18 protein-coding genes are annotated in these 17,884 nt (G+C 65.5%); 10 read left to right on the top strand and 8 right to left on the bottom strand.

All coding sequences use genetic code 11. The features are described 5' to 3' along the window. Positions 1-27 precede the first annotated feature (27 nt). From ABIB27_RS11310 to ABIB27_RS11300, 3 genes are read right to left on the bottom strand one after another with little or no spacing between them, the layout of a single operon-like run. Positions 28-921, bottom strand: a complete 894-nt coding sequence (locus ABIB27_RS11310) for an SURF1 family cytochrome oxidase biogenesis protein (RefSeq protein ID WP_354216349.1) — start codon at positions 919-921, stop codon at positions 28-30. Beyond that, positions 922-1,197, bottom strand: coding sequence for a hypothetical protein (locus tag ABIB27_RS11305; protein WP_354216348.1), 276 nt, complete (start codon positions 1,195-1,197; stop codon positions 922-924). Continuing rightward, on the bottom strand, positions 1,194-1,646 hold the full coding sequence (locus ABIB27_RS11300; RefSeq protein ID WP_354216347.1) for a DUF3099 domain-containing protein: 453 nt from the start codon (positions 1,644-1,646) through the stop codon (positions 1,194-1,196). The genes ABIB27_RS11305 and ABIB27_RS11300 overlap by 4 nt, the downstream gene beginning before the upstream one ends. Before the next feature lie 145 nt (positions 1,647-1,791). Here ABIB27_RS11300 and fabG point away from each other — a divergent pair, with 145 nt between their 5' ends. Continuing rightward, on the top strand, positions 1,792-2,517 hold the full coding sequence (gene fabG, locus ABIB27_RS11295; RefSeq protein WP_354216346.1) for a 3-oxoacyl-ACP reductase FabG: 726 nt from the start codon (positions 1,792-1,794) through the stop codon (positions 2,515-2,517). Between the two features lie 127 nt (positions 2,518-2,644). Beyond that, positions 2,645-3,397, top strand: coding sequence for an SDR family oxidoreductase (locus ABIB27_RS11290; protein ID WP_354216345.1), 753 nt, complete (start codon positions 2,645-2,647; stop codon positions 3,395-3,397). A gap of 139 nt (positions 3,398-3,536) precedes the next feature. Here the strand turns inward: ABIB27_RS11290 and serB are convergent, their stop codons facing one another. After that, positions 3,537-4,430, bottom strand: coding sequence for a phosphoserine phosphatase SerB (gene serB, locus ABIB27_RS11285; RefSeq protein WP_354216344.1), 894 nt, complete (start codon positions 4,428-4,430; stop codon positions 3,537-3,539). 143 nt (positions 4,431-4,573) lie between these two features. On the opposite strand from serB, the gene ABIB27_RS11280 reads away from it, so the two are divergent. The 5 genes from ABIB27_RS11280 (at position 4,574) to lplAB (ending at position 8,554) form a co-directional block, all read left to right on the top strand. Continuing rightward, on the top strand, positions 4,574-5,359 hold the full coding sequence (locus ABIB27_RS11280) for an ABC transporter ATP-binding protein (protein ID WP_354216343.1): 786 nt from the start codon (positions 4,574-4,576) through the stop codon (positions 5,357-5,359). A 15-nt stretch (positions 5,360-5,374) separates the two neighbouring features. Beyond that, positions 5,375-6,160, top strand: a complete 786-nt coding sequence (locus ABIB27_RS11275) for a sulfite exporter TauE/SafE family protein (RefSeq protein WP_354216342.1) — start codon at positions 5,375-5,377, stop codon at positions 6,158-6,160. 7 nt (positions 6,161-6,167) lie between these two features. Beyond that, entirely contained in the window at positions 6,168-6,992 is an 825-nt protein-coding gene (locus tag ABIB27_RS11270; protein WP_354216341.1) for a TrmH family RNA methyltransferase, read from the top strand. 105 nt (positions 6,993-7,097) lie between these two features. After that, complete coding sequence (locus ABIB27_RS11265; protein WP_024365679.1) at positions 7,098-7,355, top strand: type B 50S ribosomal protein L31; 258 nt, start codon at positions 7,098-7,100, stop codon at positions 7,353-7,355. Between the two features lie 107 nt (positions 7,356-7,462). After that, positions 7,463-8,554, top strand: coding sequence for a lipoate-protein ligase LplAB (lplAB, locus tag ABIB27_RS11260; protein WP_354216340.1), 1,092 nt, complete (start codon positions 7,463-7,465; stop codon positions 8,552-8,554). A gap of 19 nt (positions 8,555-8,573) precedes the next feature. Here the strand turns inward: lplAB and pepN are convergent, their stop codons facing one another. Next, the gene (pepN, locus tag ABIB27_RS11255; protein WP_354216339.1) at positions 8,574-11,192 is read right to left on the bottom strand and encodes an aminopeptidase N; all 2,619 of its coding nucleotides are present in this window, start codon (positions 11,190-11,192) and stop codon (positions 8,574-8,576) included. 65 nt (positions 11,193-11,257) lie between these two features. Then, complete coding sequence (locus tag ABIB27_RS11250) at positions 11,258-12,262, bottom strand: YeiH family protein (RefSeq protein WP_502909183.1); 1,005 nt, start codon at positions 12,260-12,262, stop codon at positions 11,258-11,260. 191 nt (positions 12,263-12,453) lie between these two features. Here ABIB27_RS11250 and ABIB27_RS11245 point away from each other — a divergent pair, with 191 nt between their 5' ends. From ABIB27_RS11245 to ABIB27_RS11235, 3 genes are all read left to right on the top strand, one after another. Next, entirely contained in the window at positions 12,454-14,010 is a 1,557-nt protein-coding gene (locus ABIB27_RS11245) for a circularly permuted type 2 ATP-grasp protein (RefSeq protein ID WP_354216337.1), read from the top strand. Between the two features lie 75 nt (positions 14,011-14,085). Beyond that, complete coding sequence (locus ABIB27_RS11240) at positions 14,086-15,012, top strand: alpha-E domain-containing protein (RefSeq protein ID WP_111909491.1); 927 nt, start codon at positions 14,086-14,088, stop codon at positions 15,010-15,012. Beyond that, positions 15,009-15,860, top strand: a complete 852-nt coding sequence (locus ABIB27_RS11235) for a transglutaminase family protein (protein WP_354216336.1) — start codon at positions 15,009-15,011, stop codon at positions 15,858-15,860. Before ABIB27_RS11240 ends, ABIB27_RS11235 begins: the two co-directional genes overlap by 4 nt. An 18-nt stretch (positions 15,861-15,878) precedes the next feature. On the opposite strand, the gene ABIB27_RS11230 is transcribed toward ABIB27_RS11235, so the two are convergent. Both ABIB27_RS11230 and ABIB27_RS11225 read right to left on the bottom strand, forming a co-directional pair. Then, positions 15,879-16,346 (bottom strand): pyridoxamine 5'-phosphate oxidase family protein, encoded by a 468-nt coding sequence (locus ABIB27_RS11230; RefSeq protein ID WP_354216335.1) that lies wholly within the window; start codon positions 16,344-16,346, stop codon positions 15,879-15,881. Positions 16,347-16,395: 49 nt separating this feature from the next. Next, a complete protein-coding gene (locus ABIB27_RS11225; RefSeq protein WP_354216334.1) occupies positions 16,396-17,859 on the bottom strand; it encodes an SDR family NAD(P)-dependent oxidoreductase in 1,464 nt (487 codons plus the stop codon). Between the last annotated feature and the right edge of the window lie 25 nt (positions 17,860-17,884).

Below are 17,884 nucleotides of genomic sequence, written 5' to 3'. Positions count from 1 at the left end.
AACGGAACCGACGGGGCAGGGCAAGCTTCAGTACCCTTGCGCATCCAGGAGGGCGTCTTCCTCTTCTTCGGAGGTGGCCCGCTTGCGTTTGCGGGCAACCGGGGCACGCCGGCGGGCTGCCGCGGCGGCGGAGTGCACGGGGCTGCCTGAGTCCCGCGGCCCGGCTTCACTGTTATTCTCGCCTTCGGCGTCGATAGCGGCGTTGCGGGCCTGCTGCCGGGCGGCATAGCCGAAGCCCACAAACATGAGGACACCGAACGCGAACCACTGCAGCGAATAGGAGAGGTGCGTGCCCTCCTCCGTGGCCGGCTTCGGGAATGGGAACGGCGCGTCGGCCGGGGCAGGGGATTCGGAGGCCAGTTGGCCGTAGGCCCCGGTAAGGACCGGGTACCCCAACTGGTCTGCATACGTGGGCAGGTCGATGGAGGCGAGCTGGCCGTCGGGCGCGCCGCGGTCCAGTTGGGGCTCGCCATGCCTAAGCCTGACGATGGCTGTCACGGAACCGGACGGCGGCGCCGGGATGGAGTCAGGACTCCCCGGATTCTTGTTGCCGATCGGCAGCCATCCCCGGTCCACCACCACCGCCTCGCCGGACACGAGCTTAAACGGAACAACCACCTCGTACCCCGGCTGCCCGTTCAGCGGACGGTTCCGGACAATCCGCTGGCCATCAACGTCGTAGGTGCCTTTGAGCTCCACCTGCGTCCATTCCTTGGCGGGGTCCAGCCCCGAGAATTCTTCCCTGGCCTGGTCGAAGGAGATGGGAGTGGCGGAATAGTTGGTAAGGACGCGGTTGATCTCGGCAAGGGTGTCGGCGCGGCGGTCCATCTGCCACCGGCCCAGGAACACACAGGCGGCGGCGAAAATGGCGGCCAGCAGCAGGTAACCCAGCCATTTGCTGGAAAAGAGGAAGCGGTACATTCAGCCGTCCTGCCCCACCGGCGTCTGGCCTGATTCGTGCCCCGAAGGCAGGACAACGGTTTCCTTCCAGAGCCCGCGGGTCTGCAGGTAGTCCTCCAGCCACTCACGGTGCTCCGCGCAGGCCAGCCAGATTTTTCGGCGCTCCGGCGTATGGATCTTGGGGTTGTTCCACAACAGCTGCCATGACGCCTCGGAGCGGCAGGCCTTCCGGGAGCAGGGGGCAGCTGTGGCCGGCGAGGGGCCGGGGGTGCCTGCGGCCAGGTCGAAAATGTTCATGAAGCCCGCCGTTCCTGTCCGTGCGTGGGATCGTCGTCGTCATCCGTCAGTTCGCCATCTACCAGTTCGCCCTGCAGCACTGCGGACGGGTTGGCGTCGTTCTGCTCCGGCTGCCAGGCAGTGCCTTCCAGCTCGGCAAGCGGCGCGTAGTCGAGGAGCGAGTCGCTGTGGACCTCCGCTTTGTCGCTGCCGTTGGCTATGACCACGGCTATCCAGGGGAGGAATACCGCGCCGGCAACCATCACCAGCTTGAACCAGCCGTCCACCACAAAGATGAGGATGAGGCAGACCATGCGGATACCCATGGCCAGCGCGTATTTCATCATGCGCCGGTGCATGTCCTCGGAGTGGGCTGTTCCGGCGTCAGTAATGCTGTGGACACCGGTATCGCCGGAGAACCGCTGGGGGTCGCCGGGCACGGAATGTCCAGCATTGTTTTTACGGGTCACGGCTGATTGATCACGCTCCAAAGGCTTGCCCCTATTCTCCCACCAACGGCAGACGCACCCAAACGGAGGCTAAGATCGGAGGCAGTAAAAATCCCCCACCCGTCTCTACCGCGGTGCCTCCTGCCGCAGAATTCCGGAGCGTCTTATGTCTGAAGCAGCCGCCACCGCCCGCAGCGTCCTGATCACCGGAGGCAACCGTGGCATTGGCCTTGCCATCGCCGAGGCGTTCCTGGCCAATGGCGACAAGGTGGCCGTAACGTACCGGAGCGAGTCTCAGCTGCCGGCCGGGATCCTTGGCGTGAAGGCTGACGTCACAGACGAAGCATCAGTCGATGCGGCCTTTACCGAGGTCGAGGCAGCCCACGGTCCGGTGGAAGTCCTGGTGGCGAACGCCGGGATTACCAAAGACACACTCCTGCTGCGCATGAGCGAGGACGACTTCACCTCCGTGATCGATACCAATCTGACCGGCGCATTCCGCGTCATCAAGCGTGCGTCCAGGGGCATGATCCGCCTGCGGAAGGGCCGCGTAGTCCTGATCTCCTCAGTGTCCGGGCTGTACGGCGCCCCGGGGCAGATCAACTACTCCGCGTCAAAGGCCGGCTTGGTGGGTGTGGCCCGCTCCCTGACCCGGGAATTGGGTTCCCGCGGAATCACGGCCAACGTTGTGGCGCCTGGCTTCATCAACACTGATATGACAGCCGAGCTTCCCGAAGCAACCCAGAAGGACTACCTTGCCGGTATCCCGGCCGGCCGTTTTGCCGAGGCCTCGGAAGTAGCGAACGTGGTCCGGTGGATTGCCAGCGACGAGGCAGCCTACATTTCCGGTGCTGTCATCCCGGTGGACGGCGGCCTGGGCATGGGCCACTAGCAGGCCTGCGCCAAACTAGCCGGACTCCTCTTATTTGTGGGGGTCGCACAAGCGGACGCGGGGCCCGCGCTGGCATGATGGACTGCAGACCCCAAGCGATTTAGACATATCAAACAAAGGAGCCCGTGTGGGACTGCTGGACAACAAGACTGCCATCGTGACCGGATCCTCGCGGGGGATCGGTGCCGAAGTGGCCAAGATCCTGGCCGGCGAGGGCGCCGCCGTGGTGGTCAACTACCGCCAGAAGGCGCCGCGCGCCAACAAAGTGGTCGCGGGAATTGAGGCTGCCGGCGGCCGCGCCACGGCGGTCGGGGCTGACCTGACCACCCTGGAAGGCGTGCAGGCGCTGGCCAGTGCGGCAATGGAGAACTTCGGTTCACTGGACGTGCTGGTGCTTAACGCGTCCGGCGGCATGGAATCCGGCATGGAGGACGACTACGCGCTGAAGCTCAACCGCGACGCCCAGGTCAACATGCTCAACGCTGCCGTGCCGCTGATGAAGGAAGGCTCGCGCGTGGTCTTCGTGACCAGCCACCAGGCCCACTTCATCAACACTGTGCCCACCATGCCGGACTACGAGCCCGTCGCCCGCAGCAAGCGTGCCGGCGAGGACGCGCTGCGTGAACTCCTGCCCAACCTGGCGGAAAAGGGCATCTCGCTGGTGGTCGTTTCGGGTGACATGATCGAGGGCACCGTAACCGCCACCCTGCTGGACCGCTCCAGCCCCGGAGCCATCGAAGCCCGCCGCGCCGAGGCCGGCAAGCTCTACTCCGTGGAGGAGTTCGCTGCGGTGGTGGCAGGCATGGCCACCGCGGACGTCGAATCCGGCCACACGGAGTACGCCGGCGGCGCCGACTACTTCGGCAAGGGCGCCAACTAACTCAGGCCCCCGCCAGATGGCATGTCGCGGCAGTGTTCCTTGGCGAACACTGCCGCGAACTGCCCGGGCGCCCGCACCCTTACCCCGCAAGCCCGGTCAGGGAAGGCGTCGGGCTTGGGCCCGTCTCGCTTTAAAGGAATCAGACGCCGGCGATGTGCCTCACTGCGTCGAGGTAGGGCATGTTGATGGCGGAATCCGCCACGGCCCGCACCGCCGGTTTGGCGTTGAACGCCACCCCGATCCCGGCGGCACCGAGCATATCGAGATCGTTGGCGCCGTCGCCCACCGCGATGGTGTGTTCCATCGCAATTCCCTCGGCGGCAGCCCAAGCGCGCAGGTACTTTTCCTTCGCGGCCCGGTCGATCACAGCACCGAGCACCTTGCCGGTGAGGGCGCCGTCGACGATTTCAAGCTCGTTGGCGATCCAGTAGTCCAGGCCCAGGTCCTCGGCGATCGGACGCAGGATCTGGTTGAATCCGCCGGAGACCACCGCCACCACGTGGCCTGCAGCCTTGAACGCTGCCACCAGTTCGGCAGCACCCTCGCTGAGCATCACTTCGGCCCGGACGGATTCGACGACGGCGGCCGGCAGGCCTGCGAGTACCGCCACCCGCGCGTGGAGGCTCTGCGCGAAATCCAGTTCCCCCCGCATGGCGGCTTCGGTGACCGCAGCAACTTCCTCTCGTTTGCCGGCGTATGCCGCCAGGAGCTCGATAACTTCCTGCTGGATCAGCGTTGAGTCCACGTCCATGATCAGGAACTTCCGCTGAGCCTCGCGCAGCCCCGCTGGAACGATAGCGGTGTCCAGCCCGTCCTGGGCCGCGTCTGCTACCGCCCGGCGGAGGGCGGCGATACCGGCGGTTGTGCCGTCGGCCAGGGCCAGCCCCATAGTGTGGACCTCGAACCTGCTGTCTCCGCCCCGCGCTTCCGACCCGACTGTGGCGCCGTTGCCAGCCAAAAGGGTGCGCAGGCGCCCGAGCTCGGAGTCAGTCAGTTTCGGGCCGTAGCTGACCGCAGTCACGTTCGGAGTCATGGCTGCAATAATAGCCAGCGCGGAGCGGGCGCCCGAATTCGTGGCGTGACATGGAATCAGTGGCAGTGCGGCGGTCCGGGCGTCCGCCGCGGTGGGGGTATCAGTTATCAGTCGGCCCCCGTTTTGTCCTAGTGTCTACTCCTATGAGTGAAGTTCTTGAATTGGCCGCCGTCAGCGTTGTCCGTGGGGCAAAGAAGCTCCTGAACAAGGTGGACTGGCAGGTCAGGGAAGGTGAGCGTTGGGTCATTCTTGGCCCCAACGGCGCCGGCAAGACCACGCTCCTGCAGATCGCCGCTGCCCGGCTGCACCCCTCCAGCGGCAGAGCCAGCATCCTGGACGAACTGCTCGGCGCGGTGGATGTGTTTGAACTCCGTCCCCGTATCGGGCTGTCCTCCGCGGCCCTGGCCAACCACATCCCCGAGGCTGAGACCGTCCTGAACGTTGTGGTCACGGCCGCTTATGGTGTGACGGGCCGTTGGCGTGAGGGCTATGAGCGGGCCGACGAGCGCCGCGCCTTCAGGCTGCTCAATGACTGGGGCATGGGGCCACTGCTAAACCGTAAGTTCGCGTCCCTGTCCGAGGGGGAGCGTAAACGCGTCCAGATTGCCCGTGCCCTGATGACGGATCCCGAACTCCTCCTGCTGGACGAGCCGGGCGCCGGCCTGGATCTGGGCGGACGCGAAGACCTGGTGCACCGCCTCAGCGAGCTTGCCCGCGACGAGACGGCGCCGGCCATTGTCCTGGTCACCCACCACCTTGAAGAAGTTCCGCCGGGCTTCACCCATGCCATGCTGCTTCGGGAGGCCAATGTGGTTGCGGCCGGCCCCCTCGCCGAGGTGCTGACCGCGGGGAACCTCAGCGAGACGTTCGGCCTTGCGCTCGATGTGACTTCCAGCGCGGGCAGGTACACCGCCGCCGCACGCCGCTAACGCGGTCCCGTCGCGGTGGAGCTTCTCAGCAGCATCCTTGTGTTTTTTGCCGGCCTGTGGGCCGGCACCATCAATGCCGTCGTAGGCTCCGGCACCCTGGTCACGTTTCCCGTCCTCATCGCCCTCGGCATCGCCCCGGTAACAGCTTCCATCAGTAATGCCATGGGGCTGGTGGCAGGCAACGCCGCCGGTGCGTGGGGATACCGGAAGGAACTCAAGGGCCGGGGCCAACAGCTCCTCAGGCTTCTGCCTGCCTCGCTGCTCGGCGGCATCAGCGGCGCCTGGCTGCTGCTGAACCTGCCGGAAAAAGTCTTCTACTACGCCGCTCCGGTCCTGATTGTGCTGGCGCTGCTGATGGTGGTCTTCCAGCCCCGGCTCCAACAGTGGGTGCGGGCCCGGGAGGAAAACCCCGAGCACGCCCTCAAGGACAAGGGGCACGGCCTGTTGTTGATCGTGCTGGTGTACCTGGCCGGCGTGTACGGCGGCTACTTCGTGGCAGCCCAGGGCATCCTGCTGGTGGGCATCCTGGGCGTCTTCATGACGGGGACCATCCAGAACGCCAATGCCATGAAGAACATCCTGGTCCTGGGTGTGAACATCGTGGCGGCTGCGTCATATCTGTTGTTCGCCTTCGGCCGCATCAACTGGGCGGTGGTGGCCATCATCGCTCTCAGCTCCCTCATTGGCGGCGTCATCGGTTCGAAGATTGGCCGCAGGCTGTCCCCGCCGGTCCTTCGCGGAGTGATCTTCTCTCTTGGCCTGGTGGCGCTGGGCTTTATGATCGCCAATCTGCTGAAATAATCTTCCGGTGACAATCCACTATCTTGAATCGGCCGGGGATCCCCGCGTTTCCGACTACACGCAGCTGACAGACGTGCATCTGCGCAAGCTCCGCGAACCGGCTGAAGGCATGTACATCGCCGAATCCTCCCGGGTCCTGCGCCGTGCGCTGGCCGCGGGCCACCGGCCGAGGTCCTTTTTCCTGGCGAAGAAATGGCTGGCTGACCTGCAGGACGTCCTGAGCGCCCACCCGGACGTGCCTGCGTTCATTGGCAGCGCCGCGCTTCTCGAAGAAATCACCGGCTTCCACCTGCACCGCGGGGCAATGGCCGCAATGCAGCGGCCAGAGCCCGTACCCCTTCGCGAACTCCTGGCGGACGCACGCCGGGTCGCCGTCCTCGAGGACATCGTGGACCACACCAACGTTGGCGCTATTTTTCGCTCCGCCGCGGCCCTGGACATCGATGCCGTCCTGATTTCACCCCGCTGCGGTGATCCGTTGTACCGGCGCAGCGTCCGGGTGAGCATGGGCACCGTCTTCCAGGTTCCGTGGGCGAGGCTGGAGTCCTGGCCTCAGGACCTTGCGATCCTCAAGGAGCACGGCTTCACCGTGGCCGCGTTGGAACTGACGCAGGACGCGGTCGACGTCGACCTCGTCGCCGCCCGCAATCCAGACCGCCTAGCCTTGGTGCTCGGCACCGAAGGCGCCGGCATGAGCGCAGAAACGCTCACCGCCGTCGACCTAGCGGTCAAGATCCCCATGCGCGCCGGTGTGGACTCTCTCAACGTCGCTGCCGCCTCGGCTGTGGCTTTCTGGGAGCTGCGGCCGCGCGGTTCGCAGGGTTCACGTTGATCCGCTATTATTAACAGCTGGCTGTCCTGCGGTTTCTGCAGCGGCCGCCATCCCATTCATACCTGGCAGCTGGCAAAATCCAGTTGTGCGAACAAAGGTCCCATTATGAAGTCTGATACACACCCGAAGTACGAAGCTGTTGTTTTCAACGACCTGGCTTCCGGCGTCAAGTTCCTGACCAAGTCCACCGTGTCTTCCAAGAAGACCATCGAGTGGGAAGACGGAAACACCTACCCGGTTATCGACGTCGAAATCTCCTCCGAGTCCCACCCGTTCTACACGGGCAAGCAGCGCATCATGGACTCTGCAGGCCGCGTCGAGCGCTTCAACGCTCGCTTCAAGGGCTTCGGCGGCAAGAAGTAATTCACTTCAGCCCAAGCTTCTTTGGAAAGCCCGCACCGGCAACGGTGCGGGCTTTTCGCGTTCCTGGCGTTGCGTAACCACGTGCGGTGTGGGGCAGGATAGTGTGCATGACGCTCACACCAGAACCAGCTGAAGACCGCTCCGGCCGCCGCCACGGCGAGTACAAGGTACCCGGCGGCAAACTGGTGGTGGTGGACCTCGCCGTCGTGGACGGCTTCCTGGCGGAGGTGTCCGTGAGCGGCGACTTCTTCCTGGAGCCGGACGAGGCGCTTCCTGAGATCAACCGGGCCCTCAACGGACTGGCGGAGACGACGACGGCGGCCGAGCTGTCCGCGGCGGTCAGCGACTCCCTGCCGCCCGGGGCCGTCCTGTTCGGCTTTACCGCCGACGCAGTTGCGGTCACCGTCCGCCGTGCCCTGGCGCAGGCGACGTCCTGGTCGGACCATCACTGGAGCATCATCGCGCCCAGGGTGCTGCCCACCCACCTCAATGTTGCCCTGGATGAGGTCCTCACCGAAGAGGTGGGCGCTGGCCGCCGCAACCCCACGCTGCGGTTCTGGGACTGGGAGGAACCGTCGGTGGTCATCGGCAGCTTCCAGTCGGTCCGCAACGAACTGCACCCTGACGGCGTGGCCCGGCACGGCATCAGCGTGGTCCGCCGGATCAGCGGCGGGGGAGCGATGTTTATGGAGGCCGGCAACTGCATCACCTACTCGCTTTATGTGCCGCAGACTCTTGTGGACGGAATCAGCTTCGCGGACTCCTATGCCTTCCTGGATGCCTGGGTGATGGCCGCGCTGGAGAAGCTCGGCATCACAGCCTTTTATGTGCCCTTGAACGACATCGCCACGGACCAGGGCAAGATCGGCGGGGCCGCGCAGAAGCGCCTGGCCAACGGCGGCATGCTGCACCACGTCACCATGAGCTACGACATGGACGCTGACAAGATGGTCGAAGTCCTGCGCATCGGCAAGGAAAAGCTCTCGGACAAGGGCACACGCAGTGCCAAGAAGCGCGTGGATCCGCTCCGGCGCCAGACGGGGCTCGCCCGCACGGAGATTATTGCTGCCATGACGGAAGTATTCACGGAACGCTACGCGGCCACTCCGTCGGAACTGACCGGCGCCGAACTGGCCGCCGCCCGCGACCGGGTGGCTGCCAAGTTCGGCACTGAGGAATGGCTGCACCGCGTCCCCTGACGGGGCGGCTTCCGGCGAACTACTTCAGTTGTGCGGTGAGCGCCCGCAGCAGATGGCTGCGCTGCTCCACGATGATCCTGCGCAGGCCGCCGGGAGCATCGGCGTTTGCATCCAGCCAGGCGTCGGTGCGGCGTACCACCGCTTGTTCCGCCGGCAGGGTGCCATCTTCCGGCAGGTCCGGCGCCGGCGGGTAAAGACCCCGCACGATCCGGCTGGCGATCTCGATGCTGCGGTTGGCCCACACGTCGCGCAGGCACTCGAAATACGGTTCCACATAAGGGTCCAGCAGTGCGGCGGGAGCGGTGGTGAACCCGGCGATGGTGGCGCTGAGGAGTTGGTTGGACAGCTTCGTTCCGTGAACGGCATCCTGCCAGGTGGCCGCTTTGACGTCGGGATCCGGACGGGCTGCGAGCGCCGTTGCGTGGCCAGCCTGGCCAGAGGCGGTGGTGTCCCGCGCCAACTCGGCGCCCAGCTCGGCCACGGTGGCCTGTCCATTGGCCGCCAGAGCGTGCCAGATGTTCCAGCGCAGCTCCGCGTCCACCTCCAGGCCGTTGACCGCCACAGGGCCGTCCAGGAGTCGCCTGAGCCGCGTCATGAGGGCGGCGTCATGCTGGCTGACGGCCGCCACCGTCCGCGCCCATGCCAGCTGGTGGTCGGAGCCTGGATCGGCTTTGCCAAGCTGGGCGTCGGCCGCGGCCAGGAAGGCGCTGCGTGCCGCCCCGCGTCTGGTTGGCGCGGTGTAGCGTTCGACGGCGGTGGACGCGTTCTGGAGGATGTTCAGCAGCACGCCGATCCCGGTCTCGGACGGACCGAAAGCGGTCACCGCGTCAACGTAGCGGGTGGCCGGGCTTTCCCCGTCACGGGCAGAGTTCCACAACGCCGTCCAGCACAGGGCACGTGCCATGGGGTCGGTAAGCCGGTCCAAAGATGCCCGCACCGTGGCTTCCGATGCCGGGTCGAGCCGGACCTTCGCATAGGTCAGATCCTCGTCGTTGAGCAGCAGCAGCTCAGGCCGGGGCTGGCCGGCGAGCCCAGGCACCTCGGTTCTGCGGCCCACTACGTCAGTTTCGATGCTGCCGGTCCGGACCAGGGCGCCGGCGTCGTCCGTGTTGTACAGGCCCACCCGGAGCCGGTGCGGCCGCAGCTCCTCCCGTCTGGTAACCGGGTCCAGCGCATCCTGGACGATTGTCACCGAGCCCAGGACGCCGTCGTCGGCCGTTATTTCCCAGGACAGCGTGGAGATGCCGGAGGTCTGCAGCCACTGCGTTGCCCAGCCGGTCAGGTCCCGGCCGGAAGACGCGCCCAGGGCGGCCAGCAGATCTGCCAGAGTGGTGTTTCCGTACGCGTGGTCGCGGAAATACTGCCTGGCACCGTCGATGAACGCGTCAAACCCCACGTAGGTCACCAGCTGCTTGAGCGCGGAGGCGCCCTTGGCATAGGTGATGCCGTCGAAGTTCTGCTTGGCGGCCTCGAGGTCGGGAATGTCCGCAACGATCGGGTGGGTGGTGGGCAGCTGGTCCTGGACATAGGCCCAGGCCTTGCGTTTGTTCGCGAAGCTCACCCAGGCTGTCTCCCATGCCGTGGCCCGGTCAACGCCCAGGGTACCCATGTAGTCGGCAAAGGATTCCTTGAGCCACAGGTCGTCCCACCACTGCATGGTGACCAGGTCCCCGAACCACATGTGCGCCATCTCATGCATCAGGGTGTTCGCGCGCGCCTGGTATTGGGCGTCGGTGGCCCGCGACGTGAAGACGTAGCTTTCGGTGAAGGTGACAAGTCCCGGGTTTTCCATTGCGCCCAGGTTGTATTCCGGCACAAAGGCCTGGTCGTACTTGCCCCAGGGGTAAGGGAAGCCAAAGAGCCTGTTGAAGAAATCCAGGCCGCTCTTGGTGAGGCCAAAAAGGACCGCGGGATCGAAGGAATCCGCCATGGAAGCCCGGCAATACAGTGCCAGCGGCAGCTCCAGCTGCGTACCGTCGTCGAGCGTTGCGCTCCAGTGGTCCTGGGCTTTGACGTAGGGGCCGGCGAGGACGGTGGTGATGTAGGTGGACATCGGTTTGGTAGGGGCGAAGTCCCAGCGGCTGGTGTCCGGATCGCCGGCCAGTTGGGTGCGGGCGGCCTCGGCCCCGTTGGAGGCGACTTCCCAGCCCGCCGGTGCCATCACATGGAACGTGAATACGGCTTTAAGGTCCGGCTGCTCGAAATTGGCGAACACGCGCCGCGCATCGGCCGGCTCGTACTGCGTATAGAGGTAGCACTGCCCGTCGGCGGGATCGACGAAGCGGTGCATGCCTTCGCCCGACCGGCTGTACAGGGCGGTGCCGGTAACGGTGACCTGGTTCTCGGCCTGCAGGTTGTCGAGCCGGATGCGGGACCCGTCCAGAACGTCCACCACCGGCAACTCCTCGCCGTTGAGGAGCACGCTGTGGACCTCGCCGGAGATGAAATCCAGGAAGGTGGACGCTGTCAGGCCCTGGCCGGGCTCCGCTGCGGAGAAATTGATGACGCTGCGGCTGGGGTACCCCGCGACGGCCGGATCCGCGGCCTGCCTCACGTCCAGGGAAACGTCGTAGCTGTGCGTGGTGATCAGCGCTGAACGTTGGGCGGCCTCGCTGCGCTGCAGATTCTCATGTGACACTCAGCTATCTAATCACGGGAGCCTCTTGCGGATAGCGGCTGACGCCCCGGGGCGAGGGCTGGCGGTCAGGCAGTGATTACCAAAGCCGCTCCCAAGCCCAGCAGGGCGATCAGGAGCCACGCCGCGAGCGCGGCCAGCAGCGCCCGGGCTCCGGTGTGCAGGAGGGTACGGATCCGCACGGCCGAACCGAGCCCGAACAGCGCCGCGCCCAGCAACACGTCCTGGAGCCCGGCGCCTGCCTCGAGCCAACCCGTGGCCAGCCAGCCCGTGGACCGGAGCGCCACCATGGCCACGAACCCGATCACGAACAAGGGGATCACGGGAGGCAGCGACTGCTGCTGCTTCTGCGGGGACACGCTGGCGCGGTGGTGCACGCCTGCCACTGCCACCACCGGTGCCAGCAGCAGCACGCGCGTGAGTTTGACGATGACGGCGATCCCCAGTGCCGCCGTGCCTGCGGTCTGCGCTGTGGCCACCACCTGGCCGACATCGTGGACTGAGGCCCCGGTCCAGGCTCCGAATGTCACCGGGCTCAGCTGCAGGGGATGCATCAGTAGCGGCAGCAGTCCGATCGCCAGCGTGCCGCAGAGTGTCACCAGCGCGACTGGAAGGACGGTGTCTGCATGCCGGATGCGGCGTACTGCAGCCATGGCGCCGATCGCTGACGCGCCGCAGATGGAAAAGCCGGTGGCCACCAGCAATGCGGTCTCGCGAGGCAACCGGAACAGCCGGACCAGCAGGTAGGTGCCGCCGAAGCTCAGCAGGACCACAGCGGTGATCAGGACCATGGCCAGCCAGCCCAGGCCCAGGATGTCCATGATGCTCACTTTGAGGCCCAGCAGGATGATTCCGCCCCGCATCAGGTGCTTGCCCGCGAAGTCCAGGCCCGGCCTTGCCCGCCCCGCGATCCAGACTGCCGTCCCGGGCAGGTTCGCGGCGAGCAAACCCAGGGCCACGGCAACTGTCATCGCCGGAAGGGCTGGCACTGCGGCATGCACGGCGAAGGCACCGCCCAGGGCGATCGCAGCCGTCAGGAGGCCGGGAAGGAGCCTGTCCACATCACCCGGCAGCCAGCGGCGGCGGGGTCTAAGGCCGCGGCCACCATTCCATCCGGTTCCGGAGTTCCCGGGATTAGTCTTCTCTGCCACTCACCTACCTTGCCGGATGGCGCGCGAATTCCACGAACCGGCGCATGTGCCGCAACACGCCACAATGGATGGCGGTAATGATTTCGAAACAAAAAGATGGTTGGCTAAAGGACATGTCAGACCTATTCCAGGATTACTCCGTGGCCGCCGGGCGAACCGGCGCTTACGACGAGATGTTCGCCCCAGGCCAGGAAGCCCGCGACTCGTATGCGGAGGTGGCGGACGCGCTCCGCAAGCTGTCCCTCGCCGATGTCAGTGCACGGGCGGACTCGATGGCGCGGACGTTCCTGGACCGCGGAGTGACCTTTGACTTTGCGGGGGAGGAGCGGCCCTTCCCCCTCGATATCGTGCCGCGGGTTATTCCCGCGGATGAGTGGACCGTGCTGGAAAAGGGTGTGGCGCAGCGCGTCCGCGCCCTTGAAGCCTTCCTCAACGACGTCTACGACAAAATGAACGTGGTGGCCGATGGCGTGATCCCGCGCCAGCTCGTCACCACCAGCGCACACTTCCACCGCCAGGTGCAGGGCTTTGACCCCGCCGGTGGGGTCCGGGTCCACATTTCCGGGATCGACGTGGTCCGCGACGCGGCGGGGACGTTCCGCGTCCTGGAGGACAATGTTCGGGTGCCGTCCGGGGTCAGCTACGTGCTGGAGAACCGTCGTGCCATGGCCAAAGGCCTGCCTGAAGCGTTCGGCCAGCAGCTTATCCGGCCGGTGGAAGAGTACCCGCGACGGCTGCTGTCGGCGCTGCGCAAAACAGCGCCCGCCGGCGTCGACGATCCCACGGTAGTTGTCCTGACGCCCGGCGTCTTCAACAGCGCCTACTTTGAACACACCCTCCTGGCGGGGCTGATGGGCGTAGAACTCGTGGAGGGCCGTGACCTCATCTGCCGCGGCAACCGCGTCTACATGCGCACCACGGCCGGGGAGCAGCGCGTGGACGTGATCTACAAACGCATCGACGACGAATTCCTGGACCCGCTGCAGTTCCGCTCAGACTCCATGCTCGGCTGCCCCGGCCTGGTCAATGCTGCACGCGCCGGCGGGGTGACCATCGCCAACGCCGTGGGCAACGGCGTGGCCGATGACAAGCTTGTCTACAGCTACGTTCCGGACCTCATCCGCTACTACCTCAGCGAGGAGCCCGTCATCGCGAACGTGGACACTTTCCGCCTCGAGGAAAAGGAAGCCAGGGAGTACGTCCTGGACAACATCGCTGAACTGGTGGTGAAGCCCGTGGACGGTTCCGGCGGCAAAGGCCTGGTGATCGGGCCGGATGCCTCCAAGGACGAACTGGAAGCCCTGCGCCAGCGGGTCATCGCCGATCCACGCGGCTGGATTGCCCAGCCGGTCCTGCAGCTTTCCACCGTCCCCACCCTGGGCGGGGACAAGTTCGGCCCCCGGCACGTGGACCTTCGCCCCTTCGCAGTGAACGACGGCGACGACGTCTGGGTGCTGCCCGGCGGGCTCACCAGGGTTGCACTCAAGGAAGGCTCCCTGATTGTGAATTCCAGCCAGGGCGGCGGCTCAAAGGACACCTGGGTGCTGGCTGGTTCGCCCCAGGTGCCCGTGGAGACGGTTCCGCGGCCGACGATTTCCCTCCGCGAGCGGGTATCGGTCTGGCCAGTGGAAAGCAACTGGCGCGACCGCCAGCCGGAGCAGCAGCAGTGAGCCGGGCTTTGGAACCGGCGCAATCACCCATGGGTTCATCCCCACTGATTTCAGACGTGCAGGAGGTCACCGCGAATGCTTAGCCGTATTGCTGAGTCCCTTTTTTGGATCGGACGCTATGTTGAGCGGGCCGACGGTACGGCACGCATCCTGGACGTGCACCTGGAGCGCCTCAACCACCTCCCCATGGACGAACGCCGCCGCGTTGCCCAGGAACTGCTCGCCGTGATGGGCGCCCGGCCGCAGAGCGAGGATTTTGGCTTGCCCGAACTCCTGCACGCCCTGGCCTACGACAAGACCAGCGCCACGTCCATCGCCGGATCGCTGGGCGCTGCACGCGAAAACGCCCGCCGTGCCCGCGAGACCGTGTCCTCGGGCTTGTGGGAAAGCCTCAACACCACGTACTACGGGCTGAGCCAGCACCGGAAGGACGTAGTGGGGACTTACCGGTTCTGCAACTGGACCCTGGAGCGGACGGCCATGGTCAGCGGCCTGGCCGACACCACCGTAAGCCACGACGAGAGCTGGCTGTTCCTGGTGCTGGGCCGTTCCCTGGAGCGCGCGGACATGACGGCGCGGATGCTTTCCACCCGGGATGTCCTGTCCGCAGGCATGTCCTGGGTCAACATGCTGCGCTGTGCCGGCGCCTATGAGTCGTTCCTACGGACCCGCCGAGCGGCCTTCGGGGACCAGCACGCCGCCGAGTTCCTCTTGCTGGACCGGCTGTTTCCACGGTCCATCGTCTACGCCCTGAGGGACGCCGACGAGTGCCTCGCCAAGCTGGACCCGTCCGCGCAGCGCGTCGGATTCATCAACGATGCCCGCCGCATCGTGGGCCAGGCCCGCACCTTCCTGGAGTTCCATCGGACGGACGATCTCATGTCAGAGCTGCCCGAACATATGGAACGCGTGCAGAAGGCCGTCGCCCAGGCTTCCGACGCCATTTCCCGTAAATACTTCAATCAGGCAGACGAACTGGCCTGGGTGGGAGAAGTTTCATGACCCGGCTAAGCATCGTGCACACGACCACCTACAAATACAACGGCCGCGTCACGCTCTCTTACAACGAGGCCCGTATGACGCCTCTGACGGATCCCCAGCAGGTGGTCCTCGAATCGATCCTGAAGGTCTCGCCGTCGCAGGCGGCCGTGAGCAACTACCGGGATTACTGGGGCACCCGCGTGACTGCTTTCGATATGCAGATGCCGCATGAGCACCTCGAAGTTGTCTCGAACATCACGGTTGAAGTGCACCGGGCCGAAAAAATCCCCTCCGATGCCGACATCGTGGGCTGGGACGTGCTGTCCTCGGAGGAGACGCTGAATACTTTCAGCGACTGGCTGCCGCAGTCGCAGCTCAGCGGCCCGGGCGCGGAAGTGCTGGGAATCATTCCCGGCGTGGTCGCGGGCAAGAACCCGCATGCGGCTGCCATGGCCATCTTTGAGTGGATGCGCGGCGAAATGACGTACATGTCCGGCTCCACAGCGGTTACCACCAACGCCGAAGAAGCCTGGGGCCAGCGGCAAGGCGTCTGCCAGGACCTTGCCCACCTGGCCATCGGTGCGCTGCGCAGTTGCGGGATCCCCGCCCGGTACGTTTCGGGGTACCTGCACCCGCGGTCGACGGCGGACATCGGCGAGACCGTCGCAGGCCAGTCACACGCGTGGCTGGAGTTCTGGGATGGGGACTGGCGAAGCTGGGATCCCACTAACCACAAACCCGCCGGCGACTTCCACGTCACAGTGGCCAGGGGCCGTGACTACCGCGACGTGCCGCCGCTGAAGGGCATCCTGTCCGGCGGCGGAGGTTCGGCCTTAAGCGTGAGCGTGGAAATCAGCCGCCTGGCCTAGGCTGAGCGGCCGCCAGGGTTACTCGGGGGAGGCCTTGGCGGCCCCACTGAGCTGGGTCCACCACGTCATCGGAGCGGTGACCTTGAACCGGCGTCCAGTCAGGGTGTCAGGGCTGACGCGGATGAAGGTGTCCTTCTTTCCGGCCTGCCATGGGAACAGGTACAGGGCGGCGGTGTCCAGGACGGCCTCGGTGCCCTTGATAGCTGTCGCGGGCCCCTTGAGCACCACGCTCCAGGCAAGGCCGCTGACGGCATCTACGCCGTCGGCTTCCACTGCCACAGGGGAACCTCCCGAGGCGCCGGCCAGCTTGGTCCCTTGGCCGGTGCGGAAGACGATTGTTCCGCCGTCCACGGTGTAGTTGATGGGGAAGATGTCCGGATGCCCGTCCACGAGGATAGCCAGCCTGCCTACGGAGACTGTCCGGAGAAGGTCCCAGCACACGTGGTGCTCCAGATTGTGTACTTCGGTAACTGATTCGCTGCTCATGACGCCGAGCCTACGCTGTGGGTGCCCTGTCAGGACAGTGCCCTTCTGCCTACCAGGGGCTGGGCTTGTAATCCTTCAGGAATACCCCAAACTGGTCTTCGCCGTTCTCGCCCGTCACGATCGGGTCGTAGACCCTCGCGGCACCGTCCACCAGGTCCAGCGGAGCGTGGAAGCCCTCTTCCATCAGGCGGACCTTGGTGAAGTGCGGGCGCTCATCGGTGATCCAGCCGGTGTCCACGGCCGTCATCAAAATGCCGTCGGCGTCCAGCATTTCCTGCGCGCTGGTCCGGGTCATCATGTTTAGGGCGGCCTTGGCCATGTTGGTGTGAGGGTGCCCGGGTCCCTTGTAGGCCCGGGAGAACTGGCCTTCCATGGCGGAGACGTTGACGATGTACTTCCTGCGGGCCGTGGAACGCTTCATGGCATCCCGGAGCCGGCTGACCAGGAGGAAGGGAGCCGTCACGTTGCAAAGCTGGACCTCCAGCATCTCCAGGGGCTCCACCTCATCCACTACCTGGGTCCAGCTGTTGATGGTGGCAAGATCCGGAACAAGCCCGCCGGCGTCGATCGCAGTGCCAGAGGCGATGCGCTCCAACGAGGCGGAACCTGTGGAGAGCGCCAGGGAGGTAATCGCGTCTCCTGCCAGCACGGGGTGTTCTGTCACGGTGCTGGTCAGGGCGAGGGGATGTTTGTCGTGGGCATGGCCGAAGGTCAGCAGCTCGGGCCCACCGTTGGCGGGTTCAAGTTCGGCCGGCAGCGCTTCGTCCTCCGCATCCACCAACGGCTTGTAGGCGTTCCCGGACCGGCGCACGGTCTGGGCGGCGTTGTTGATGATGATGTCCAGCGGGCCCGCCGCATTGAGGGAATCCGTCAGGGCCATCACCTGCGAGGGGTCACGCAGGTCGATGCCCACAATCCGGAGCCGGTGCAGCCACTCGCCGCTGTCTTCCATGGCCGCAAAACGGCGCGCAGCGTCCTTGGGAAACCGCGTGGTGATGGTGGTGTGGGCGCCGTCCCGGAGCAAGCGGAGGGCGATGTACATGCCGATCTTTGCCCTGCCGCCGGTAAGCAGCGCCCGCCGGCCCGTGAGGTCCGTTCGCGCGTCCCGCTTGCTGTGGCTGAACGTGGCGCACTCGGGGCAGAGCTGGTGGTAAAAGGAATCCACCTGTGTGTAGTGGCGCTTGCAGATGTAGCAGGGCCGCGACCGGATGAGGTGTCCGGCAATCTCGCCGGTGGCAGACGTCGCCAGCTTGTTGCCGCGCGTTTCGTCGTCAATGCGGTCCGGCGCCGCGGTGGCAGTCTGGGCAATGACGGCCCGGTCAGCTTCTGAGATTAAATCACGCTTCGTGACGCGGCGGTGGCGCTTCACGGCTTTGAACATTTTTCCCGTGGCCCGGCGCACCGAAACATAGTCCGGGTGTTCCTCGTCGTAGACGTGGATGGTGTTCAGGACCTTGAGGCAGGCCTGGATTTCCTCAGGGGTCAGTCCGGCTAATGGATCTGGAGAGCTCATTGACCCAATTTTACAGCCTGCGGGG

Origin of the sequence: Arthrobacter sp. UYEF21, from assembly GCF_040546085.1 — a bacterium.
Lineage (GTDB): Bacteria > Actinomycetota > Actinomycetes > Actinomycetales > Micrococcaceae > Arthrobacter.
This window is presented reverse-complemented; position numbering and strand designations above follow the sequence as displayed.

What these genes read in the sequence shown, in the direction of transcription:
- fabG (WP_354216346.1), top strand. Translation starts at nt 1,792, where the DNA reads ATGTCTGAAGCAGCCGCCACCGCCCGCAGCGTCCTGATCACCGGAGGC.
- ABIB27_RS11230 (WP_354216335.1), bottom strand. Translation starts at nt 16,346, where the DNA reads ATGAGCAGCGAATCAGTTACCGAAGTACACAATCTGGAGCACCACGTG.
- ABIB27_RS11280 (WP_354216343.1), top strand. Translation starts at nt 4,574, where the DNA reads ATGAGTGAAGTTCTTGAATTGGCCGCCGTCAGCGTTGTCCGTGGGGCA.
- ABIB27_RS11305 (WP_354216348.1), bottom strand. Translation starts at nt 1,197, where the DNA reads ATGAACATTTTCGACCTGGCCGCAGGCACCCCCGGCCCCTCGCCGGCC.
- ABIB27_RS11265 (WP_024365679.1), top strand. Translation starts at nt 7,098, where the DNA reads ATGAAGTCTGATACACACCCGAAGTACGAAGCTGTTGTTTTCAACGAC.
- ABIB27_RS11225 (WP_354216334.1), bottom strand. Translation starts at nt 17,859, where the DNA reads ATGAGCTCTCCAGATCCATTAGCCGGACTGACCCCTGAGGAAATCCAG.
- lplAB (WP_354216340.1), top strand. Translation starts at nt 7,463, where the DNA reads ATGACGCTCACACCAGAACCAGCTGAAGACCGCTCCGGCCGCCGCCAC.
- serB (WP_354216344.1), bottom strand. Translation starts at nt 4,430, where the DNA reads ATGACTCCGAACGTGACTGCGGTCAGCTACGGCCCGAAACTGACTGAC.
- ABIB27_RS11245 (WP_354216337.1), top strand. Translation starts at nt 12,454, where the DNA reads ATGTCAGACCTATTCCAGGATTACTCCGTGGCCGCCGGGCGAACCGGC.
- ABIB27_RS11235 (WP_354216336.1), top strand. Translation starts at nt 15,009, where the DNA reads ATGACCCGGCTAAGCATCGTGCACACGACCACCTACAAATACAACGGC.
- ABIB27_RS11310 (WP_354216349.1), bottom strand. Translation starts at nt 921, where the DNA reads ATGTACCGCTTCCTCTTTTCCAGCAAATGGCTGGGTTACCTGCTGCTG.
- ABIB27_RS11240 (WP_111909491.1), top strand. Translation starts at nt 14,086, where the DNA reads ATGCTTAGCCGTATTGCTGAGTCCCTTTTTTGGATCGGACGCTATGTT.